The sequence below is a fragment of the Pseudomonas batumici genome (assembly GCF_036585405.1).
In the GTDB taxonomy this organism is placed as follows: Bacteria; Pseudomonadota; Gammaproteobacteria; order Pseudomonadales; family Pseudomonadaceae; genus Aquipseudomonas; species Aquipseudomonas batumici.
This window is the reverse complement of record NZ_CP144470.1, coordinates 4,227,608-4,248,793: the sequence shown is the minus strand read 5'-3', so window position 1 is coordinate 4,248,793 and position 21,186 is coordinate 4,227,608. Positions and strand designations below refer to the sequence as shown.

20 protein-coding genes are annotated in these 21,186 nt (G+C 64.3%); 3 read left to right on the top strand and 17 right to left on the bottom strand.

The annotated features are described in order from the left end of the window. Positions 1-25 precede the first annotated feature (25 nt). From madM to NUH87_RS19185, 11 genes are all read right to left on the bottom strand, one after another. Positions 26-790 carry a malonate transporter subunit MadM gene (gene madM, locus NUH87_RS19235; RefSeq protein WP_338522296.1) on the bottom strand — a complete coding sequence of 255 codons (765 nt, stop codon included), beginning with the start codon at positions 788-790 and terminating at the stop codon, positions 26-28. Position 791: 1 nt separating this feature from the next. After that, a complete protein-coding gene (madL, locus tag NUH87_RS19230) occupies positions 792-1,208 on the bottom strand; it encodes a malonate transporter subunit MadL (RefSeq protein WP_338522295.1) in 417 nt (138 codons plus the stop codon). Positions 1,209-1,273: 65 nt separating this feature from the next. Further along, positions 1,274-2,203: a malonate decarboxylase subunit epsilon gene (gene mdcH, locus NUH87_RS19225; RefSeq protein ID WP_338522294.1), complete on the bottom strand. Its 930-nt coding sequence runs from the start codon at positions 2,201-2,203 to the stop codon at positions 1,274-1,276. Next, positions 2,200-2,829: a malonate decarboxylase holo-ACP synthase gene (locus NUH87_RS19220; protein WP_338522293.1), complete on the bottom strand. Its 630-nt coding sequence runs from the start codon at positions 2,827-2,829 to the stop codon at positions 2,200-2,202. The genes mdcH and NUH87_RS19220 overlap by 4 nt, the downstream gene beginning before the upstream one ends. A 6-nt stretch (positions 2,830-2,835) precedes the next feature. Continuing rightward, the gene (gene mdcE / locus NUH87_RS19215; RefSeq protein WP_338522292.1) at positions 2,836-3,639 is read right to left on the bottom strand and encodes a biotin-independent malonate decarboxylase subunit gamma; all 804 of its coding nucleotides are present in this window, start codon (positions 3,637-3,639) and stop codon (positions 2,836-2,838) included. Then, entirely contained in the window at positions 3,636-4,487 is an 852-nt protein-coding gene (locus NUH87_RS19210) for a biotin-independent malonate decarboxylase subunit beta (RefSeq protein ID WP_338522291.1), read from the bottom strand. Before NUH87_RS19210 ends, mdcE begins: the two co-directional genes overlap by 4 nt. After that, positions 4,480-4,779 (bottom strand): malonate decarboxylase subunit delta, encoded by a 300-nt coding sequence (locus NUH87_RS19205; RefSeq protein ID WP_040069734.1) that lies wholly within the window; start codon positions 4,777-4,779, stop codon positions 4,480-4,482. The genes NUH87_RS19210 and NUH87_RS19205 overlap by 8 nt, the downstream gene beginning before the upstream one ends. After that, on the bottom strand, positions 4,779-5,636 hold the full coding sequence (locus NUH87_RS19200; RefSeq protein ID WP_338522290.1) for a triphosphoribosyl-dephospho-CoA synthase: 858 nt from the start codon (positions 5,634-5,636) through the stop codon (positions 4,779-4,781). The genes NUH87_RS19205 and NUH87_RS19200 overlap by 1 nt, the downstream gene beginning before the upstream one ends. Beyond that, positions 5,637-7,313, bottom strand: coding sequence for a malonate decarboxylase subunit alpha (gene mdcA, locus NUH87_RS19195; protein ID WP_338522289.1), 1,677 nt, complete (start codon positions 7,311-7,313; stop codon positions 5,637-5,639). A 109-nt stretch (positions 7,314-7,422) separates the two neighbouring features. Continuing rightward, the gene (locus NUH87_RS19190) at positions 7,423-7,857 is read right to left on the bottom strand and encodes a hypothetical protein (RefSeq protein WP_338522288.1); all 435 of its coding nucleotides are present in this window, start codon (positions 7,855-7,857) and stop codon (positions 7,423-7,425) included. Continuing rightward, positions 7,820-8,449, bottom strand: a complete 630-nt coding sequence (locus NUH87_RS19185; RefSeq protein WP_338522287.1) for a nucleotidyltransferase domain-containing protein — start codon at positions 8,447-8,449, stop codon at positions 7,820-7,822. Before NUH87_RS19185 ends, NUH87_RS19190 begins: the two co-directional genes overlap by 38 nt. A gap of 233 nt (positions 8,450-8,682) precedes the next feature. Between NUH87_RS19185 and NUH87_RS19180 the strand changes: the two genes are divergently transcribed. After that, a complete protein-coding gene (locus NUH87_RS19180) occupies positions 8,683-9,168 on the top strand; it encodes a hypothetical protein (protein WP_338522286.1) in 486 nt (161 codons plus the stop codon). Positions 9,169-9,191: 23 nt separating this feature from the next. Here NUH87_RS19180 and NUH87_RS19175 read toward each other — a convergent pair whose 3' ends face one another. Genes NUH87_RS19175 through pilG form a run of 6 tightly spaced genes read right to left on the bottom strand, consistent with a single transcriptional unit; the run spans position 9,192 to position 19,000 of the window. Next, positions 9,192-9,647, bottom strand: coding sequence for a chemotaxis protein CheW (locus tag NUH87_RS19175; protein WP_338522285.1), 456 nt, complete (start codon positions 9,645-9,647; stop codon positions 9,192-9,194). Then, positions 9,640-15,546, bottom strand: coding sequence for an Hpt domain-containing protein (locus NUH87_RS19170; protein WP_338522284.1), 5,907 nt, complete (start codon positions 15,544-15,546; stop codon positions 9,640-9,642). The genes NUH87_RS19175 and NUH87_RS19170 overlap by 8 nt, the downstream gene beginning before the upstream one ends. Positions 15,547-15,556: 10 nt before the next feature. Further along, positions 15,557-17,614 carry a methyl-accepting chemotaxis protein gene (locus NUH87_RS19165; RefSeq protein ID WP_338522283.1) on the bottom strand — a complete coding sequence of 686 codons (2,058 nt, stop codon included), beginning with the start codon at positions 17,612-17,614 and terminating at the stop codon, positions 15,557-15,559. A 3-nt stretch (positions 17,615-17,617) separates the two neighbouring features. Further along, entirely contained in the window at positions 17,618-18,169 is a 552-nt protein-coding gene (locus tag NUH87_RS19160; protein ID WP_338522282.1) for a chemotaxis protein CheW, read from the bottom strand. Between the two features lie 12 nt (positions 18,170-18,181). Continuing rightward, the gene (gene pilH / locus NUH87_RS19155; protein WP_040071471.1) at positions 18,182-18,547 is read right to left on the bottom strand and encodes a twitching motility response regulator PilH; all 366 of its coding nucleotides are present in this window, start codon (positions 18,545-18,547) and stop codon (positions 18,182-18,184) included. 45 nt (positions 18,548-18,592) lie between these two features. Next, entirely contained in the window at positions 18,593-19,000 is a 408-nt protein-coding gene (gene pilG, locus NUH87_RS19150; protein ID WP_040071472.1) for a twitching motility response regulator PilG, read from the bottom strand. Positions 19,001-19,251: 251 nt separating this feature from the next. On the opposite strand from pilG, the gene gshB reads away from it, so the two are divergent. Further along, a complete protein-coding gene (gene gshB, locus NUH87_RS19145) occupies positions 19,252-20,205 on the top strand; it encodes a glutathione synthase (RefSeq protein WP_338522281.1) in 954 nt (317 codons plus the stop codon). A gap of 77 nt (positions 20,206-20,282) precedes the next feature. Further along, positions 20,283-21,182: an energy transducer TonB gene (locus NUH87_RS19140; RefSeq protein ID WP_338522280.1), complete on the top strand. Its 900-nt coding sequence runs from the start codon at positions 20,283-20,285 to the stop codon at positions 21,180-21,182. Positions 21,183-21,186: the final 4 nt, after the last annotated feature.

Genomic DNA, 21,186 nt, shown 5'->3' with positions numbered 1-21,186 from the left:
TCCATTATGGCGAGCGGGCTGCCATTCAGCCCACCAGGCCGCGCACCACGAAGAACAGCAGCGAAGGCCCAAGCAGGCAGCCCAGCCCGGTGTGGAAGGTCGCCGTCAACGCGCCATAGGGCACCAGCCGCCGATCCGTCGCCGCCAACCCGGCGGTCACACCGCTGACCGTACCCGCCAGGCCGCCGAACACCATCGCCGAACGCGGGTTGTCCAGTCCCATCCAGCGCGCCGCTACTGGCGTGCCGACCATCACCAGGATCGCCTTGATCAACCCGGTCGCGATCGACAGCGCCACCACTTCGGAACTCGCGCCAATCGCCGCACCGGTCACCGGCCCGACGATGTAGGTCACCGCCCCGGCGCCAATGGTGGTGATGCTCACCGCATCGCGATAACCGAAGGCCCAGGCCATGCTCGCCCCCACAATGAACGGCAGCAGCGTGCCCAGCAGCAACGCCAGCGCGCCGATCAGCCCGGCTTTTTTCGCCTCGGTGGCCTGCACTTCGAACGCTGTGGCAACGATGGCGAAGTCACGCAACATCGCACCGCCCATCAGCCCGACGCCGGAAAACAGCGCCACATCCGCCAGGCCCTTCTGCCCGCCGGTCAGCGTGCCGCCAATCCACGCCAGCACCAGGCCGATCGCGATGGCGATCGCCGAACCGTGGATCCGGCCATAGGTCAGGCGCTTGGACAGCACCACCGACACCCACATCACCACGCCGACACCGGCAAATGCCGTTATCAGCGAATTCTGTCCCAGGTCCTTTGCGATGAGATCCCACATATCAGCGACCTCCCGCAACAGTGGAGGTCGGTGCGAGCGCTACCGGCTCATCCGGCAAAGGCTCGCCTTTATGGGTCCTGCTGATCAGGGCAATGGTGCAGCCGCAGACCACCACCGAACCCACCGCCGCCAGCACCGCCAGCGGGCCGCCGTGCAGCGCCGCGACCACGTTCTGGTTCGCCGCCATGGCCACCACCACCGGGATGTACATGGCGCCCCAGAAACCGACGCCCATCTCGCAATCCCTGGTCAGGCCGCCGCGCTTGTGCATCCACAAACGGACGCAGATCAACAGGATCATCGCGATCCCGACCCCGCCGACATTGGATTTGACACCCAGCAGCATGCCCAGCATGTCACCCAGAATCACCCCTGCCAGCGTACAGATCGCCAACAGCGCCACACCGTAGATAATCATTCTTGTTGTCCTCATATCGCATTGTCGAAGTTGTTGTTTTTGTCCTTCGAAGCAGCAGCCGGTGTTTATCGGTGACGGCGTCCCTCCTCATCCAGCAACGCCTTGAGGCTGTCCAGCCGGGCACCGTCGAACGCAATGACGGTGCCTTGCTCGAACACCCGGCGCGCCAGCCCGGTCAGGACCGAACCCGGAGGCAGTTCGATCTGCAGGCGGGCACCGCGCTCATAGGCGCTTTGCACGGTGCCGCGCCAATCGACGAGCCGGTGCATGTTGAACGCCAGGTCATCGCGGATCTGTTCAGCGCTACGCAGGAGCCGCGCGCTGCTGCCGCTGAGGTAGCCCAGCCGTGGTGCCTGCAGCGACACCTTGGCGAAAGCGGCGGCCAGTACCCGGGCCGGTTCGTCCAGCAGCGGACAATGGGACGGCACGCTGACCGCCAGGCGCCGGGCCACGCCCTCCTTTTTCATCAGGGCGACCAGCGCGTTCATACCCTCGTCGCTCCCGGCGATCACGCATTGGTTATCGGCGTTGATATTCGCCAGATAGACCGGTGTCCGTTCGCTGTGCGCCTGGGCCAATAACTTATCCACAGCCGCCAGCTCCAATCCGATCAGGGCGGTCATGCCATAGCCCTGTGGATAAGCCTGTTGCATCAACTCGCCGCGCAGGCTGACCAGCCGCAGGGCATCGCTGAACGCCAGGGTCTCGGCCAGTACCGCTGCCGGGTAGGCACCGATGGACAAGCCGGCGACGTAAGCCGGCTGCGCCGTGTCTTCCAGCAACAGCCGCGCACAGGCCACACCGGCCACCAGCAGGCAAAGCTGGACCGCCCGGGTCGAGGCCAGGGCTTGCGGCGTATCCAGCAACGCCATGTCCTCGCCCAGCACATCGCTCGCCTCGCGCAGGCAATCACGCACGATCGCGGCATCGGGCAAGCGCTGCAACATACCGGGCTGCTGCGCCCCTTGGCCGGGAAACACCAGCAGGCTGCTCATGCCACTCGCTCCTGGGCATTCCAGGGGTCGAGCACCAACTGAACGCCGCTGGCCTGCTTGAGCAAGACTCGCTGCGCCGTGCCCGCCCACTCCGACAGCGCCACCGCGCCCAGCGGGGTTTGCAGTTGCAGGTCGACACGACAGAACGGGTTGTCGAGTTGCAGCAGCAAACCATTGGCCTGACGGCGCGACAACGCTTGCGGCACGCGCAGAATCAAATCCAGGTCGCTCTGTTGATGCAGGGTCGGCAAGCCGCTGGCCAACTCGAAACCGGCACTGCCGCTGACGCCCCAGACCAGCCCCGACGCATTCAACAACGGCCGCAGGTAATGCAGCGCCTGCAAGGCCGGCCAGTCTTGCGTACAGATTTCAATGTCGATGAGGGCCTCGGGCCGCACGCAACGCTCGACCAACGCCCGTGGCATCAGCGTGGCGAAACGCTGCTCACGCAAAACCCCGCGCACGCCCACCGGCACCTGATCCGAGGCCGTCAGCGCACGGCGCACCACCACCGGCTGGCCGAGGCTCAACGCCTCGGCCACCCAATCCGGCGCCTCCTTCGGCAACTGCGCCGGGGTCAGCCCCCAGAGCAGGTCGTGCGGCAGGAATTCGTCGTCAGCGCGCATCACGGCTCACCACTGCTCGCGCAACAGTTGCCGGACCCGGCTCGACGCCGCCCGATGGCTCGCGCCCAGGCGTCCACTCAAGTCCGTGCCCTTGCCCGCCACATCGTGAATGGCCTCGACCAGACAATCCTCCACCCGCGCCAGATCGTCCGCCGTAGGTTGTTCGATCTGCTCCACGCCCAGGGTTTTCCAGAGCAACCCGAGACTGGCGTAGCTGTCGATGTCATAGGCCATCGGCGGCACGCTGGCGGCCAGGGCCTCCAGCTCTTCGACGCTGCGCAAGGTCACCCGCGCCGCCGAGGCCTTGCCCATGGCATGGACCATCACCCCGGGATCGCGCAAGGCGATCAGCCGATTGGCCTGGTAACCGTGGGCCAGAAATGCCCCGGACATGGCCTTGCCCACCAGCAGCGCGATCACCGCATGCCCCGCCAGGCGGGCGCGGGCATAACTGTCCGCCGCGCCGGCCAGGGCCTGGTGAATCCCCAGGGCTTCCTCGCGACGGCCGTAAGCCTGGCTCGGCACATCGACAATGGCGACCAGGGCGCGCTTGTCCGTGCGTCCGCTGTCGGCCTCGATCACCTCGTCCACGGCCTTGGCCAGGCCCCAGCCTTCCAGCAGCCCGACCTCACCGTTGCGGGCGCGGACAAACCGATTGGCCGGATCGGCCACCACCGCCAGAAAGCGCACCGGCTGCCCCCCTAGTTGCCCGTCCGCGACCTTCAATGAAGGCGGCAGGCCGGACACTTCGTCAGCGCCTGAGGCCAGCGCCTGGAACCAGTGCAAACCGCGCAGGGAATAAGCGCTCATGGGCGATCTCCTTGGAAAAGACGGCGTACCGTGGCCGGATCGATTTGGGGTTCGGCATCCAGTTCGGCCAGCCGTTGCAGGTACCAGTCCGACTGCCGACTGCGCTGCACGGCGGGTAAACCGGCCTCCAGCAAGGCGGCGACCTGTTGCTGGACCGACGCCACGTCGTCGGCCACATAACGATCCACCAGGCCGCTGGCGAAACGCTGCTCGCCACCGGTCAGGCTCCAGATAAACGGCCGGTCACGGGAGTCGTACTCGTCCAGCCCGGCCTCCTGCTCGATCACCTGCGGGCCGTTGAGACCCAGGCGGGCCTCCTGGGTCACCACCAGATAACTGCACAGCGCCGCCGCGATGGACATGCCGCCAAAACAGCCGACGCTGCCCGCCACCACGCCGATCACCGGCTGATAACGGCGCAGATCGACAATCGCCGCATGGATATCGGCGATGGCCGCCAGCCCCAGGTTGGCCTCCTGCAAACGCACGCCGCCGGTTTCCAGCAGCAACACGGCGCGGGTCGGAATGCCGTTGCGGTTGTCTTGCGCGGCCAGTTCCAGAGCGCCGGCGATTTTCGCGCCGCCCACTTCACCGAGACTGCCGCCCTGGAATGCACCTTCGATGGCGGCAATCACCACCGGCAAGCCGTCGATGCTGCCCTTGGCGATCACCACGCCGTCGTCCGCCTGGGGTACCACGCCCTGGCGTTCGAGCCAAGGCGACATGACCCGGGCGAACGGATCGAGCAATTCGCGAAAACTGCCGCGATCGAGCAAGGCCCGGGCGCGCTGCCGGGCACCGAGTTCGACGAAGCTGTGCTTGTGCAACAAACGCTCGCTGTCAATCATGGCCGATCTCCTCGAAACCTTGCTCCAGGCGCAAGCGGACCACACCGGGGGTGGCGCCGAAATCATGGATGGCGATGCTCAGCGCAGGCGGCAACTGGCCGTCGAACAGCCGCTCGAACAGATGTTGCCAGCGGGCGGAGCTGCCGTTCACCGAGGTCGTCACCTGGATCGACAACGTGCCGGGATGGCCGGGTTCCAGCAACACTTCCAGGTCACCCGAACCGACGCAGCCCACCAGCGCGCGCCCCTTGGGCGGTTGCCCGGCGGGGAATTCAAAGGACAATTTTTCCATCACAAGGCTTCCTGTTCGAGGCGGTCGATCAGCAGGCAGGCGGCGAGCAGATCCGCCGCGCCCCCCGGTGAAGCGTTCATCGCCAAAAGCTGTTGATCCAATTCATGCAGGCAGCGCCGTCCGGCCAGGCTGGCGCTACCGCCCGCCTCCAGCACGGCGCGGGCGCCCTGTTGCATGGCCTGCAGACCGGGCACGCCGGCGCGGTAGAGCACACAGGTGTCGGCCAGCGTAGTCATGATCGCGAGCAAGGCATCCAGTCGAGCGTTCTGTTCGCCGTGACCGGCGAGCCGGCTGCGCTGGAGTTGCGGCAGGCCGAGGCGGGTCACTGCCGGAAAACCCAGTTGCGCCTCTTCACGGGCACCGCGAGCACCATAGCGTTGCGCGACCTGGCTGCCGTGGCTGGTGCTGTTGGGCGCGTAGCGGTCTTCCAGCAAGGCCAGGCGCGCGGCGCGCAGGGTCAGGGCATTGGCGCTGACGGCGCTTGGGTCCAGCGCCGCCGCCACCACCAATAGCCCCAAGGCCCAGATAGCCCCGCGATGGGTATTCACGCCGCCGGTGGTCTGCAGCATCACCTGCTCGCCCTCGCGACCAATGCGGCCCAGGGTTTCACGTAGTGACAGGTCAATGCTGCGGGTGCTGCTGGCCGCTTCCGCCATCTCCTTGAACATCGGCCACAGCGACAACGCCGAAGCATGCATCAGGCCCAGATGCAGATCCGTATGCGCGCCGTTGCCACGACGATCCACCAAGGCCGGCTTGGGCGACAGGTCGGCTTCGTCGATCAGCGCTTCCACCGCGAAGTCCGCCAGGCGTTCGGCCAGGGACAGGGGTTGGGCTTGCAGATTGAAGGCGTGCATTTACCAACTCCTGAATTTGGCGGGCGGGTTGTAGAGTCCACCCGACCATTCCATCAGGTCGGCCACGCTCTTGGCCGCCAGCAGTTCGCGGCTGGCGTCGGTCCGCCGGATACCCAGGTCTTCAGGCAAGGCGACCAAGCCTTCGCGACGCATCCGCAGCGTGTCCCTGGGGTTATGCCGCAAACCGATGGCCGTGACACCCGCCACCGCAGCGATCATGGCCTGGCGTTCTTCCAGGGATCGCGCCTTGTACAGGTAGGCGATGCCTTCTTCAGTCAGCAAATGGGTCACGTCGTCGCCGTAGATCATGATCGGCGCCAGCGGCATCCCGCTTTTCTTCGCCACCTCCACGGCATCGAGGGTCTCGACGAAGGTCGGTTTGCCGCCCTCCTGGAAGGTCTCGACCATCTGCACCACCAGTTTCTTGCCGCGTTCGAGCAAGGCTTCGGGCGCATCACCGGTGTCGAGGCGCATATCGAGCCAGGCCGGGGTGCCATGCCGACGACCGCGCGGATCATGCCCCATGTTCGGCGCCCCGCCGAAACCGGCCAGGCGGCCACGGGTCACGGTGGATGAATGACCGTCGCCGTCGACCTGCAAGGTCGCGCCGATAAACAGGTCCACCGCATACTGCCCAGCCAACTGGCAGAACATCCGGTTCGAACGCAATGAGCCGTCACGCCCGGTGAAGAACACATCCGGGCGGGCCGCGATGTAGTGTTCCATCCCCAGTTCGGTACCGAAGCAATGCACGCTTTCGACCCAGCCGCTTTCGATGGCGGGAATCAGGGTCGGGTGCGGGTTGAGCGTCCAGTTGCGGCAGATCTTGCCCTTCAGGCCGAGGGATTCACCGTAGGTCGGCAGGATCAGCTCGATGGCGGCGGTGTTGAAGCCGATCCCGTGGTTGAGGGACTGCACCTTGTGTTTTTCGTAGATCCCGCGAATCGCCATCATCGCCATCAGCACATGCACCGGCTTGATATGGCGCGGGTCACGGGTGAACAGCGGCTCGATATAGAAGGGTTTGTCGGCCACCACCACGAAGTCGACCCAGGACGCGGGAATATCCACCCGGGGCAGTTCGCTGACGTCGTCGACCAACTGGTTGACCTGGACGATCACGATACCGTCGCTGAACGCCGCCGGCTCGATCAGTGCCGGGGTGTCTTCGGTGCTGGGACCGGTGTAGATATTGCCGGCGCGGTCAGCCATGAAACCGGCGCTGAGCACCACGTTGGGGATCAGGTCCACCACCAGGCGGGCATAGAGTTCGATGTAGGTGTGAATGGCGCCGATTTCCAGCAGGCCGTCTTCCAGCAACTGGCTGATGCGCAGGCTCTGGGTGCCGGCGAAGGAGAAGTCCAGCTTGCGGGCGATGCCGCGTTCGAACAGGTCCAGGTGCTCGGCGCGACCGACGCTGGGCATGATCATGTGCAAGTCGTGGAGCTTGGCCGGGTCGGCTTTCACCAGGGAGCGCGAGAGGAAATCCGCCTGCTTCTGGTTATTGCCCTCCAGCACCACCCGGTCGCCGGGCATGATCAGGGCTTCGAGGGCGGCGACGATCTTGTCGGTCGGCAGCACCACACCATCGGCGAGGGCGCGCACCTGATCGAGACGCCGCTGCTTTTCGCTGCGCCGTCGCGTCCAGCGCGAATCGGGGGATATTGTTGTTGTCATGACCACTCCACGGGTTCGCTTTCGTGGAGTAGACAGTAGGTGTGAATCGGCAAGGCATCAATCAAGCCCAACGGCAGATCGTTACGCTCAGGGTAATGACTCTACTCACTCAGCCGGAATAGAGCCCAGCCATTGTTTGCTCGACGACGGCCTTCAATACCGTGGTGTTGTCGATCAACTCCGCCAGCAATCCCTCGTCTTCATCCATGTAGCCTTCATATTCCGCCAGGTTCCGGCGCTCGTGACACAACGCGAACAAACGAACCTGCAACTTGTTGATCCCGGCGGTATGAACCAGACACTGGAACACCAGATAACGGCGGTCGGAACGAAAGCCCGATAAGCGCAGTGCCGTAAGGGCAATGCCGTGGGCGGCGTTATAGGCCAGGTCGAAGCGACTGGCAAAGGAGAGTTGGGCGCTACGTGCATCCTGCAAACGATCACTCGCCGAGCGCATCAGACCTTCGCATTCCTTGCGGTCCACTGGCTCGGCCTTCAGGCCGCCGCTACGTTGCAGGTTCTCCAGGCTTTGGTTTTTGTCCATCCTTAGACTCCAACGGGTTTTCACCCATGATATTGAGCTTTTCCTGCTCCACCACCCGCTGAACGAAGCTGTTGCTCGCAGCGAGTTTTGCGTTCCAATCCTGCAAGCTATACAGCGTGGGGTTGATAGTGCGGCCCAGTTGTTCTTCCATGGGCAACAGCCGCTCCATCACTTCGCTGTAGTGCAGGCCGTCGCCAATCAGCATCAGGTCGATATCGCTGCCGGCATGGGCTTGATCCTTGGCGATGGAGCCGTAGACAAACGCCCAAACCACCTGATCCGCAAATGGGCCGAGCGCCACACGCAACTGCTCGACGATACCAAACGTCTTGCGCACGATGCCCAGCAACTCCTGATAGATAGGGCATGCCGGGTTGGCTTGATAATGCGTTTGATTGCCCTGCCGACTGAGGGTCAGGATGCCAGCCCGTTGCAAGCGCTCCAGCTCACGCATCAGGCTGCCTTTACCGACCTTCGCCCAACGGGCTATCTCATTGGCATAAAAACTATGGTCTGGCTTGCCAAAGAGCAAGCCCAGGATTCGCTGTTGTGTTGCAGTAAATAACGCGTCGCTGAGGGAGAGGGTTTGCATGAGCGCGCCAAAGAGTCCCAAAAAGGGAACGATAGGTCCCTTTTTGGGACTTATCAAGTACCTTTCAGGCCAGCCTCCCCCAATGCAAACCGTTTGTCGGTTAATCGCTTCACCCTGTCAGTTCTGACAGTACCCAAACAACCGTCTCCAGCGCCTACTAAAAACCGCGCTGTGATCTCCAATGTCCGGCTCCACGGGCAGGGTCAAAGGCGCCAGTGACCGGAGAAACAAAGATGAAGAATCTGCATGACCTTACCGATTTCGAAGATGGAGAAAGGAACGGGTGGGAAAATGATATTGGATCTCTCGATGGGATACTCAAAACGGAAGGCCCGAATACTTTCTGGTCCGGCAAGCTGGAATGGAGACCCACACACACGTTTATGCCCTCTCTCGCCAAGGTGTTTACCCTTCCTGGCGGAGAGCAGCAGAAAGGGAATCTTGAAACATCCTTCAAATATCGCGTTCACCCGCCGGAGCCGGGGGAAGCAACAAGGCTCGCGATCACGGTTACAGCGGACGTATCGCTGGGCTCTGGCACTGTTTGGATAGAACCGAACACTCCAACCGGTAAGTGGCTCCAAAGTAATACAATCGGAGTTCGCTACTCCGGTAGCAGGGCCCATGTCTTGATCGGTACGCGTGGCGTGGATGGGACCGCTGTGTCCCGTAAGATAGACATCGATGACATCAAGGTTGTGCAAGTTCCCGATAAATAGAAAGTTACGCCGAGTCCGGGTTGTCAGGCCAACCCGGACTCCAGTACCAACTGCTCCAAGCCCAGCAGGTCCGGCACCTTCGCCACCTGGTCGCCGACCTGTACCGCCGCCTTCTCCAGCCGGCACAGCGGCACATCGACAAAACTCAACTGGCTGTCGAGCTTGTACGAACGTGGGATGCCCTGGATCACCAGCGCAATGAACTTCAACTCCGACCGCCCACCCAGGGCATTGAGCACCACGATCCGCGCCCGATCCCCCACCGCCAGGGGACAGCCGCACGCCGCTTCGAAGCTGATCAGCGGCAATTGCCGATCGCGCCAGGTCACCTGCCGCAGGTACCACGGCGGCGCATCGCTCGCCGGCTCGCCGCGCTGGTAGTCGATCAACTCCGCCACCGCGACATTCGGCAACAGCAGGTAACGGTCCGCCAACGGCAACATCAGCCCCGTCAGGCTGCTGGTGCTGTGCTCATGCATGAGGCTGACTCCAATGGGCGATGCTTTCCAGCAGCGCCGACTCCTGGTACGGCTTGCCCAGGTACTCGTTGACGCCGATGGCCATGGCCCGGTCGCGGTGTTTCTGACCGGTACGGGAGGTGATCATGATGATCGGCAAGTCCTTGAGACGCTCATCGTTGCGGATCCGGGTCGCCACTTCGAAACCGTCCATGCGCGGCATTTCGATATCCAGCAGCATCAGGTCCGGGGTGTGTTCCTCCAGCAACGTCATGGCATCCACCCCATCCTTGGCCGTCAGCACGTTCATGCCGTTGCGCTCCAACAGGCGGCTGGTGACCTTGCGCACCGTGACCGAGTCGTCCACCACCATGACCAGGGTCGGGCGCAACGGCGTGGCGTCCGCGCCGACAGCACTGGACACCGACTGCACCGGTGCCCGCGCCAAGGCACCGCGCAAATGGGCCAGCAAGTCGAGAATCAGTACCACGCGACCGTCGCCGAGGATGGTCGCCCCCGACAGCCCCGGTACCGAGGCGAACTGCGGCCCCAGGCTCTTGACCACGATTTCCCGCGAGCCCGCCAGGGCATCCACTTGCAGCGCTACCCGCTGGTCATTGCAGTGCACCAGCAAGACCGGCAGCGGCAGGCTCTGGCCGAGCAGTTTCGGCTTGCCCACGGTTTGCAGCAGCTCACCGAGATAGCGCAGTTCGTAGGTCTGCCCGGCGTACTCGTAGCGTGGCGGATCGAGTTGGTAATAACTTTCCAGTTCGCCCGGCAACACCCGCACCAGCCCTTCGACGGTGTTCAGCGGTACCGCATATTGTTCGTCGGCACATTGCACCATCAGCGCGCGGTTCACCGAGACGCTGAACGGCAGGCGGATCTGGAAATGCACGCCTTGCCCGGGGATGGAGTCGATACGCATGGTGCCGCCCAGTTGCCGCACCTCTTCGTGAACCACGTCCATGCCGACGCCGCGCCCGGAAATCTGGGTGATCTTTTCCGCGGTGGAAAAGCCCGGTTGCAGGATGAACTGCAGCACGTCGCGATCACTGATCGGCATGTCCGGTTCCAGCAGCCCGCGCTTGATCGCCTTGCGCCGCACCGCTTCGAGCGGTACCCCGGCGCCGTCGTCACGAATGTCGAAGACGATGTCGCCACCTTCGTGGGACAGGTCCAGGGTGATCAGCCCCTGCTCCGGCTTGCCGGCGGCGCGACGGCCTTCGGCATTTTCCAGGCCGTGGTCGACGGCGTTGCGCAACATGTGCTCCAGGGGCGCGACCATGCGCTCCAGCACATTGCGATCCATCTCGCCCTCGGCATTGCCGACCACGAAATCGACCTCCTTGCCCAACTCCCCCGCCACCTGCCGCACGACGCGCTTGAGGCGCGGCACCAGGCGCTCGAACGGCACCATGCGCGTGCGCATCAGGCCTTCCTGCAACTGGGTGTTGACCCGCGCCTGCTGCACCAGCAGGTTTTCCGCATCCTGGTTGCGCCCGGCCAGGGTCTCCTTGAGGTCCAGCAGGTCGGAGGCGGACTCGAACAAGGCCCGCGACAATTGCTGCAACTGGGAATGCCGGTCCATTTCCAGCGGGTCGAATTCTTCATAACCCAGGCGCTCGGCTTCCACCTGCTGCCGGCTGAGGATACGGCCCTGGGTCTCGGTGTCGAGGCGGCGCAACTGGTCGCGCATACGCTCGATGGTGGTCTCCATTTCGTTGAGCGCGACCCTAGCGTCATTGACCTGCTGCTCGATACGGCCGCGGAAGATCGAGGTTTCGCCCGCCAGGTTGACCAGCTCTTCGAGCACGTCCGCCGAGACCTTGATCATGTCCTGGGCCGCCCGATCGGCTTCCGCGACCGCCGGCACCTCGGGTCTGGGCGCGACCGCCGGGGTCGTATCCGGCAGCTTGACCGGCGACTGTCGGCCAAATGCCTGGATATCCTGGATCAGTGCATCGGCGGGCAGCACCGGCTGTTCGGCACGCACCGCATCGAGCATCTGCGCCAGGCGATCGTGGCCGGCCTGCAACAATTCGAACAGTTCAGGCCCCGGTTGCAGCCGGCCCGCCGACAGCCCTTCGTAGAGAAACTCCAGCTCATGGGCCAGGTCACCGATCGGCACGATTTCCACCATGCGCGCGCTGCCCTTGAGGGTGTGCAGGTCGCGCAGCAGGGTTTCCACCTCCTGGCGATTCGCAGGCTCGGCCTGCCAGCGCAGCAAGGCCGCGCCGGAGCTTTCGAGGATGTCGAAACCTTCCTCAAGGAAGATTTCCAGCAGTTCCGGGTCGCTGCCGGCGACGGCCGCTTCGACCGCTTCGCTCGCTTCCGGCGACGCGCTGCTGCCCTGGCGGAACAGGCGCAGGCTCTCGATCAGCGCACTCGGGTCGCCCAGGGGTTGATGCTCCTGGAGCTGGTCGAGCAGGACGGCCAGGCGGTCATGGCTCTTCTGCAGCAGCAGCGCCAGTTCGGGAGAATGGCTGAAGCGCCGATCCACCAGACCTTCATAAAGATTTTCCAGCTCGTGGGCCAGATCGCCCACCGGGCCGATCTCGGCCATCCGCGCGCCCCCCTTGAGGGTGTGCAGGTCCCGTTGCAGCGACAACAGCGGCGCGGCGTTGTCCGGTTCGTCGAGCCAGCGCTGCAAGGCCAGCCCGGCACTGTCGAGGATGTCCGCCGCCTCTTCGAGGAAGATCACGACGATTTCATCGTCCAGCTCCACCTCCTCCAGCAACTGACTGGCTTCGGCGGTGGCGGCGCCCAATTCGGCGATGCTCAGGGCATGGCTGCCGTCGGTCTTGATCAGGCCGGTGGCGGACGGGTCGAGGGCCTCGTCCAGCAGTTCGCGCAGCGCCTGGACCCGCGCCGGCTGCGCCTTGATCTCCTGGCCGGCGGCCAGCTCGTCGAACATGTTGAGCAAGGCTTCATGGGCGTTCTGCGCCTCATGGAAAAACCGCTCGCTGACCGCCAGGCTGCTTTCTTCGACCGCGCCGTACAGGTCGAGCAAGGCTTCGCAGAGTTCGTCCACCGGGTGCAGGTCGGCACTGTGGGCGCCCTGGCCGAGGGTGGTCAGTTCGTCCAGCAGGTCGTTGAGTTCCTGGCGCTCGCCGGGGTGCTGCTGCCAACGGCGCAGCAGGTTCTCCGCGTCCAGCAGGATATCCATGCCCTGGGCCAGGAAGTCGTTGATCAGTTGCGGGTCACGCCGGGGGCTGCTGGCCACGCTGAGCAGGGACTCGAGCCGTGCCGCGAGCAGCGCTTCGGCACGCGAGATCAGTTCCGCGGCGCCCTCGATGGGCGCCAGCGGGTCGTCCGCCAGTTGCTTCAAGCCCTGGTGCAACAGGACCTCGGCCTCCAGCAGCAACTCCACTTCGTCCAGGTCCAGCGGCAACAGGTGGGCCTTGAATTCCCGCACCAGGTGGTAAAACGGCGCCACCAGTTCGGCGATCGGCAGCACGCCCGCCACGTAGGCGCTGCCCTTGAGGGTGTGCAAGGCCCTTTGCAGTTCGTCGCTGGCGGCCAGCGGCAGGTGTTCGGTGGCCGCTTCGAGGAAGTGATCGAGACTGCCCAGGTGCGTCTCGGCCTCGTTGCGGAAAATCTCCAGCAACTGCCGGTCGATGGACTCATCCTCGGTTTCACCCTGCGCCCCGCTCCCGGCCTCGCCCGCGCTCGCCAGCTCATGGGCGCGGGCGGCCAACAGGTCGACATCGTCGCGCTGGCGCTGGGCATGTTCGGCGAACTCGCTGACCAGCTCCGGCAACACCTGCAGCACATCGTCAAGCAAGCGCTGGACCGGCTCGCCGGCCTCGACACTGTGTTCGAGCACGCGGTTGAGCAGGTTCTCCACGGCCCAGGCCAGTTCGCCCAACACCAGGGCCCGCACCATCCGCCCGCTGCCCTTGAGCGTGTGGAAAGCGCGACGCAACTCGGTCAGGGCCGATTTGCTCCCGGCATCCGCCACCCAGCGCGGCAGGTACTCGCCCAGCACATCGAGCACTTCCGCGCATTCTTCGAGGAAGACTTCGCGCAACTCTTCGTCCACCGGAGCCTCGTCGCCCGGCGGCGGCAGCAGGCTGCCCGGGACCTGGCGGGCCGGCGGATTGAGGACGGACACCGGATTGGCCAGGACATCGGCCAGGGACTGCGCCACCTGCGGGTTGTCCAGTGCCTGCAAGCCCTGCATCACCAGGGCTTCGTTGGGGCTCAGGACTTCGTCGAGTACCGGCACATCCTGTTCGGCGGGCGTGTAGCCAAGGGCATCGAGGCTTTCCTCGGCCATGTCCAGCACCCGTTCCCCCGGGGCCTCGTGGTCTTCGCCGAGGCGTTCGAGGTAGTACTCGATACTGGTCAGGGCATCGGCCAGACGGTCGAGCTGCTGCCAGGAAGGCGGTTGCGGGTCTTGCAGCAGATGGTCGTGAATATAGCGATTGCAGGTTTCCAGCAGGCCCGCGGCCCGGCCGAGGGGAATCATCGACAAGGCGCCACGGACCTGGGTCAGCAACTCGGGCAAGGGCTGCAGGCGCTCGCGGTCCCAGTCGGCATCGATGTACTCGATGATCAGGTCCTTGGCCTGTTGCAGGCAGATCCGCGATTCCTTGACCACCAACTGGTGGATCTGGGTCAGGTCGGTGGTGGGCAGGCGGCTTTCTTCGCGGCTTTCCGGTTCCACGGTGCCGATCATCCCGGCCAGGGTCGCCTCGACATAGAGCAAGGCCCCGGCCACGTCCATCAGCACCGCGTCATTCGGTTCGCGCTGGCCCTGGACCAGGCCCAGGACCACCGCCGTCTGGTCGATGATGACCTTGCGCGGCTGGCCAAAGCCGAGCACCGCCAGGGTATCGGCGATCTGCCGCAAGGGCGCCAGCAGGCTGGACAACTCGTCGGTGTGCTGGCGGTCGCCGCGCACGAACAGGTCCAGCCGCTCCTTGACCCGCACCAGTTCCTCGCACAGCGCCGCGACCACCGAACGCATGGCATCGCGGCCCGGGCCGGCCAGGCGCGCCCGTTCCTCGTCGACCACGGCGGTGTCGGGCAGGGCCTCATCCAGGCCATAGCGTTCTTTCAGGACGAGCATCTGCGCCGTCGGCTGCCGCGCCTTGGCGATATAGAACAGCAGGCTCTTGAGCAATTCTTCCGGCGCCGGTTGGTTGATCCCGACGATGCCCTGCTCCAGCAGGCGCTTGAGTTCCTTGTCGGACTCCTTGAGCAGGCTGCGCAGGGCCGGGCTGTTGGCGATGGCCCCGGCCAGCATGCCCTCGACCAGCGCCGAAGCGACTTGCCAGAGCGCCCCCAACGGGGCCTCCAGGCACAGGCTTTCCAGGCGGGCAAAGACCTTGGCCATGTAGCCGAGGTTGGTCTCGTCGTCCTGTTCGCGCAACAGACCGACCAACGCGGTCTGCAACATTTGCCGTAGCTTGCGCAACAGGGCCGGCAGTTCCGCCGGGGTCAATCGGGCAAGGCTCGCCTCGTCCAGTAGCGGTACCGGCGGCAGGGTCGGGCTGAACAGGCTGGTTTCCGACAGCAGGCTTTCGCCCCGGGCGCTACGCAGGTCATTGAGCAGCGGCAGCACCACCAGCGGCAGGTCCCGCCGCGCACTGTGGACCCGGTCCAGGTACAGCGGCATCTGCCCGAGGGCCTGGCGCAGCAGTTGCAGCGCTTCCGGCAGATCGACCACCCGCCCCTCCTGCACGGCCAGGGCCAGGGCTTCGGTTTCTTCGGCGAGCAGGGCCGCGCCGTAGAACTCGACCATCTGCAAGCTGCCGTGAACCTGGTGAATGCATTCCAGGCATTCGGCGATGTCCTGGGCCGAATGCGTCGATTCATCGAAGGCATCCAGGGCCTGGCGCGCCTGTTTCAGGGTGTCGGCGATTTCGCCCTTGACCCATTCGAGGGCCACATAGTCGTGCTGATCGCTCATGACGACTCCACTAACGGGTTTCACGCGCATCGGGTGCCGCGGGCAAGGTAAAGCCGGAGACCGAACGCCGCAGCTGGCTGGCCATTTTCGCCAGGTTGCCAATGCTTTCGGCGGTGGCGGTCGAGCCGGACGAGGTCTGGGTGGTGATCTGCTGGATCACGTTCATGGTCAGCGAAATCTGTCCCGCCGACGAGGTCTGTTGCTGGGCCGCGTTGGAAATGCTCTGGATCAGCGCCGCCAGGGTCTTGGACACCCCTTCGATCTCTTCCAGGGCCACCCCGGCGTCCTGGGCCAGGCGGGCGCCGCGCACCACTTCGGTGGTGGTCTGCTCCATGGAGATCACCGCCTCGTTGGTGTCGGTCTGGATCGCCCGCACCAGGGTTTCGATCTGCCGGGTCGCCGCCGACGAACGCTCCGCCAGGCGCTGGACCTCGTCGGCCACCACCGCGAAACCGCGTCCGGCATCGCCGGCCATGGACGCCTGGATCGCCGCGTTGAGGGCCAGGATGTTGGTCTGGTCGGCAATATCGTCGATCAGGCTGACGATGTCGCCGATTTCCTGGGAAGACTCGCCGAGACGCTTGATCCGCTTGGCGGTGTCCTGGATCTGTTCGCGAATGTTGTCCATGCCGTGGATGGTGTTGTGCACCACCTCGTTGCCCTTGTTGGCGATCTCCACCGAGCGCTCGGCCACCGCCGAAGACTCGGCGGCGTTGGCCGACACCTGGTCGATGGACTCGGCCATGTCGCTGATGGCGGTGGACGCCTCGGAAATCTGCTGGGCCTGGTGCTCGGAGGCCTCGGCCAGTTGCATGGCGGTGGCCTGGGTTTCCTGCACGGCGGCGGCGACCTGGCCGGCGGTGAGGTTGATGGTGGCCACCAGATCACGCAACTGGTCGACGGAATAGTTGATGGAGTCGGCAATGGTCCCGGTGAAATCCTCGGTGACAGACGCGGTCACGGTCAGGTCGCCGTCGGCCAGGTCCTCGATTTCATCCAGCAGACGCATGATCGCGTGCTGGTTGCGTTCGTTCTTCTCGGCGGTCTCGTGCAGCTGCCGATTGGTCTCGCGGACCATGACCAGGCCAATCAGGATGATCGAGGCCAGGGCCAGCAGGCCCAGGACATAACCGCCAATGGTGTCCAGGGAGCGCTCGCCGGCGAGGTTTTCAAACCCGTTGGCCAGGTGCGAGGCCTCGTCCAGCAGGGTTTGCGAGAGGCTGAAGATATTTCCGGCGGATTCGCGGACCTGGAACAGCTGCGGCGAGGTTTCGAGGATTTCATCCACCGAACCCGAGACAAATTCGAAGAGTTCGGCGATATCCTCCAGGCGGGCACGGGCGTCCTTGTCTTCGACCTGGGTGATTTTCAGCGCCGCATTGCCCTGGAGCATGCCGTTGAGGACCTGGCCGAAACGGGCGGCGTCGCGGCCGAAGGCATCGGCGGCCTGGGACGAGGTTTCGTCGCCGGCCAGCACCGTGTTCACCGCACCGAGGATGCGCTCGGCGAGCAGCGACTGGCGCTGGGCCATGGCCACCTGTGCCGCCGGGGCGCCGCGCTGGAGGAGAATCTCCACGACCTTTTCGTATTCGACCTGCAACTGCGGCACGGTTTCGGCCAGGGTCGCGGCCACCTGGTGCAACGACAGCACGGTCTGTTCGCTGGCGAGGATGGCGTCGGTGTTCCTCAGCAGGTTTTCCCAGTCCTGCTGCACCGCATGCATTTCCGTGCGCACGGTGGCCGGCGCGGCGGGCAGGCCGGTGGCCGGGTCGCCTTTCTTCAGGTAACCCCAGCGCTGGGCGAAATCGTTGCGCGCATCGCTCAACAACTTGAAGGCCGCGGCCTTGCCGGAAGCCGCTTCCGTGGCGTTCTTGGCGATGCGCTGGGACAGCACCCGCAACTCGCCGGCATGGCTGATGTATTGCTTGTCGTAGGTGGCCTGGGTGTTCAGGTAGGCGAAGTTGGCGAACAGCAGCATGATGAACACGATCAGGGCGATAAACAGCACGATGATCTGCGAACGACTGCGCGAAGCCTCCAACGGTTTGCCGGTTTTAGCGTTTGTCATCGATCAGGCCCCTGCCTGTAAGGCCACATCCAGAAACCCCGGCGCCTGCGCCAGGGCAAACGGGCTGAACATCCACCAACTGCGTTCACGCTCGAAACGGCCCTGGACGAAGGGTGCCACGGCTACATCCGGCGGCGGCAGCGCAAGCCCCTGCTGCCCGCCCAGGGGAAAGTGCTGCAGGCCGGCCACTTCGTCCACCATCAGGCCGGCGAACACGTCCTTGTACTCCACCACCAGCACCCGCCGCTGCTTGCGCAAGGCCGAGAGCTCCTGCCCGAAAAAACCGCACAGGTCCATGATCGGCAGCAAGCGTCCGCGCAGGTTGGCAACCCCCTTGACCCAGGGCTTGACCCCCGGCAACAGGGTGTAGCGCGGCTCGTGCAGGACTTCGCCGACTTCACCCATGGGCGCCACGTACCAGTGCTCGCCGAGGCGAAAGCCGATACCGCTCCAGGTGTCCTGGCGCGCCTGTTGGGACGGCAGGTCGGCCGCCAGCAGGCGACAGCGCTGGTCGATTTCCAGCAGCAGCTGGAAGGCGGTCTGCGACGGGCTCATGGGCGCGGGCCGTCAGCCGGCGAGGACGCTGTTCAGGATCTTGATCAGGGTGTCTTCCTCCACCGGCTTGGTCAGGTAGTCGCGGGCGCCCTGGCGCGTGCCCCAGACCTTGTCGGTCTCCTGGTCCTTGGTGGTGATGATGATCACTGGGATGTGGCTGGTTTCACTGTCCTTGGTCAATTGCCGGGTGGCCTGGAAGCCATTGAGGCCCGGCATGACGATGTCCATCAACACCGCGTCGGGCTTTTCCTGGCGGGCCAGGGCCACGCCATCGGCACCGTTCTCGGCCTTGAGCACCTCGTGACCGTGCTTTTCCAGCATGCCGGTCAGTTTGTACATTTCAGTCGGCGAATCATCGACGATCAGGATACGTGCCATGGTGTTCCCCACTGCTTATAAGGCGGGCGGCCAACCGGCCCCCCGTCAATGTGCTTGTTCTACCGCCGCGAACCCCGGCACATGGGCCTTGATCGCGGCCAGCAGTTCTTCCTTGCTGAACGGCTTGGTCAAAAACTGATCGGAACCGACGATACGGCCCTTGGCCTTGTCGAACAGGCCGTCCTTGGAGGACAGCATGATCACCGGCGTGGACTTGAACGCACGATGGTTCTTGATCAGGGCGCAGGTCTGGTAGCCATCCAGGCGCGGCATCATGATATCGACGAAGATGATACCCGGATGATGATCGGCGATCTTGGCCAGCGCATCGAAGCCGTCGATGGCCGTGATCACCTCGCAACCCACGTGTTTCAGCAGCGTCTCGGCGGTTCGACGAATCGTCTTGGAGTCGTCGATGACCATCACTTTCAAGGCTGTGGAATGCTGTTCCATATCTGCTCTACCATCGCCACAGCGACTCGATTGACCGCACCTGAGCGGTTTTCGGGCGCGAAGCCCTTGATGTGTAAGCGCTTCAAGCGGCATGCGAGCCTTTTTAGCACAGTCTCGGGATGCAATCTATCAAGCGCCCCCAGCCCCCTCCGGACAGTCGGTTTTTCCTTGACCGCGAATCGGTGTAGCGCCACTCTGACGCCACTTTTTCAAGCCATTGCGGCCATCAAGGCCCATAGAGGATATAGCCCATGAGCGTTCGTCTCGGGATTGTCATGGACCCCATCGCCAACATTTCCTATAAGAAGGACAGCTCCCTGGCGATGCTGCTGGCCGCCCAGGCACGCGGCTGGACCCTGTTCTACATGGAACAGCAGGACCTGTACCAGGATGCCGGCGTGGCGCGGGCGCGCATGCGCCCACTGAAAGTGTTCGCCAACCCCGAGCACTGGTTCGAACTGGAAGCCGAGACCGACACGGTCCTGAGTGACCTGGACGTGATCCTGATGCGCAAGGATCCGCCCTTCGACATGGAATTCGTCTATTCCACCTACCTGCTGGAACAGGCCGAGCGCGTCGGGGTGCTGGTGGTCAACAAGCCGCAGAGCCTGCGCGACTGCAACGAAAAGCTGTTCGCCACCCAGTTCCCGCAGTGCACCCCGGCCACCCTGGTCAGCCGTCGCGCCGATGTGTTGCGCGAATTTGCCGCCAAGCACGGTGACGTGATCCTCAAGCCGCTGGACGGCATGGGCGGTACCTCGATCTTCCGTCACCGGGTCGGCGATCCGAACCTGTCGGTGATCCTCGAGACCCTGACCGCCCTGGGCAGCCAGCAGATCATGGCCCAGGCCTACCTGCCGGGCATCAAGGACGGCGACAAGCGCATCCTGATGGTCGACGGCGAGCCGGTGCCGTATTGCCTGGCGCGGATCCCGGCCGTCGGTGAAACCCGCGGCAACCTGGCGGCCGGCGGTCGCGGCGAAGCCCGTCCGCTGACCGAACGCGACCGCTGGATCGCCGCCCAGGTCGGCCCGACCTTGCGCGAGAAAGGCCTGCTGTTCGTCGGCCTGGACGTGATCGGCGAGCACCTGACGGAAATCAACGTCACCAGCCCGACCTGCATCCGCGAGATCGACAACGCCTTTGGCACCAACATCGCAGGCCTGCTGATGGATGCCATTGAGCGCAAGCTGCAAGCCCGTTGATGTAGAACAGCCGAGAAAAAACCAACATTGCGTTATCATGCCGGGCTCACGATACATGCGATGTTGGTTTTCCGGTCATGACGCTTCCCGTCGATCTGCCTCCCGAACTCTCCCGCGCCGGCGTACGCCCGGCGGATCGGCTCGGCTTCACGCTTTTCCTGGCGGCGCTGATCCACCTGGCGCTACTCCTCGGCGTCGGGTTCGCCGTCGTCGAGCCCAAGCAGATCAGCAAGACCCTGGAAATCACCCTGTCCACCTTCAAGAGCCCGAAGCCGCCCGAGAAGGCCGACTTCCTCGCCCAGGACAACCAGCAAGGCAGCGGCACCCTGGATAAAAAGGCGATTCCCAAGACCACCGAGGTCGCGCCGTTCCAGGACAACACCATCAACCAGGTCACCCCGCCGCCGCCGGCGAAGCAGGAAGTAAAGGAAACGGCACCGAAGGCGGTGGTCACCACGGTGGCGCCGAAACCGAAGAAAGCTGTGATCAAGCACGAACAGGTCAAGACCGAGACGCCGCCCCAGGAGCCGGCGCCGACGTTCGACAGCTCACAGCTGTCCAGCGACATCGCCAGCCTGGAAGCGGAACTGGCCAAGGAACAGCAGCTGTACGCCAAGCGGCCGCGTATTCATCGCTTGAACGCCGCCTCGACCATGCGCGACAAGGGCGCCTGGTACAAAGATGAATGGCGCAAGAAGGTCGAGCGCATCGGCAACCTCAATTATCCCGAGGAAGCCCGTCGCCAGCAGATCTACGGCAATTTGCGCCTGATGGTCTCGATCAACCGCGACGGCTCGCTGTATGAGGTGCTGGTGCTGGAGTCCTCCGGACAACCGCTGCTGGACCAGGCGGCACAGCGTATCGTTCGGCTGGCGGCACCGTTCGCGCCCTTTACCGGAGACCTGTCGGACATCGACCGCCTGGAGATCATCCGCACCTGGCGCTTTGCCCGGGGCGACAAGCTTTCCAGCAATTGAATAG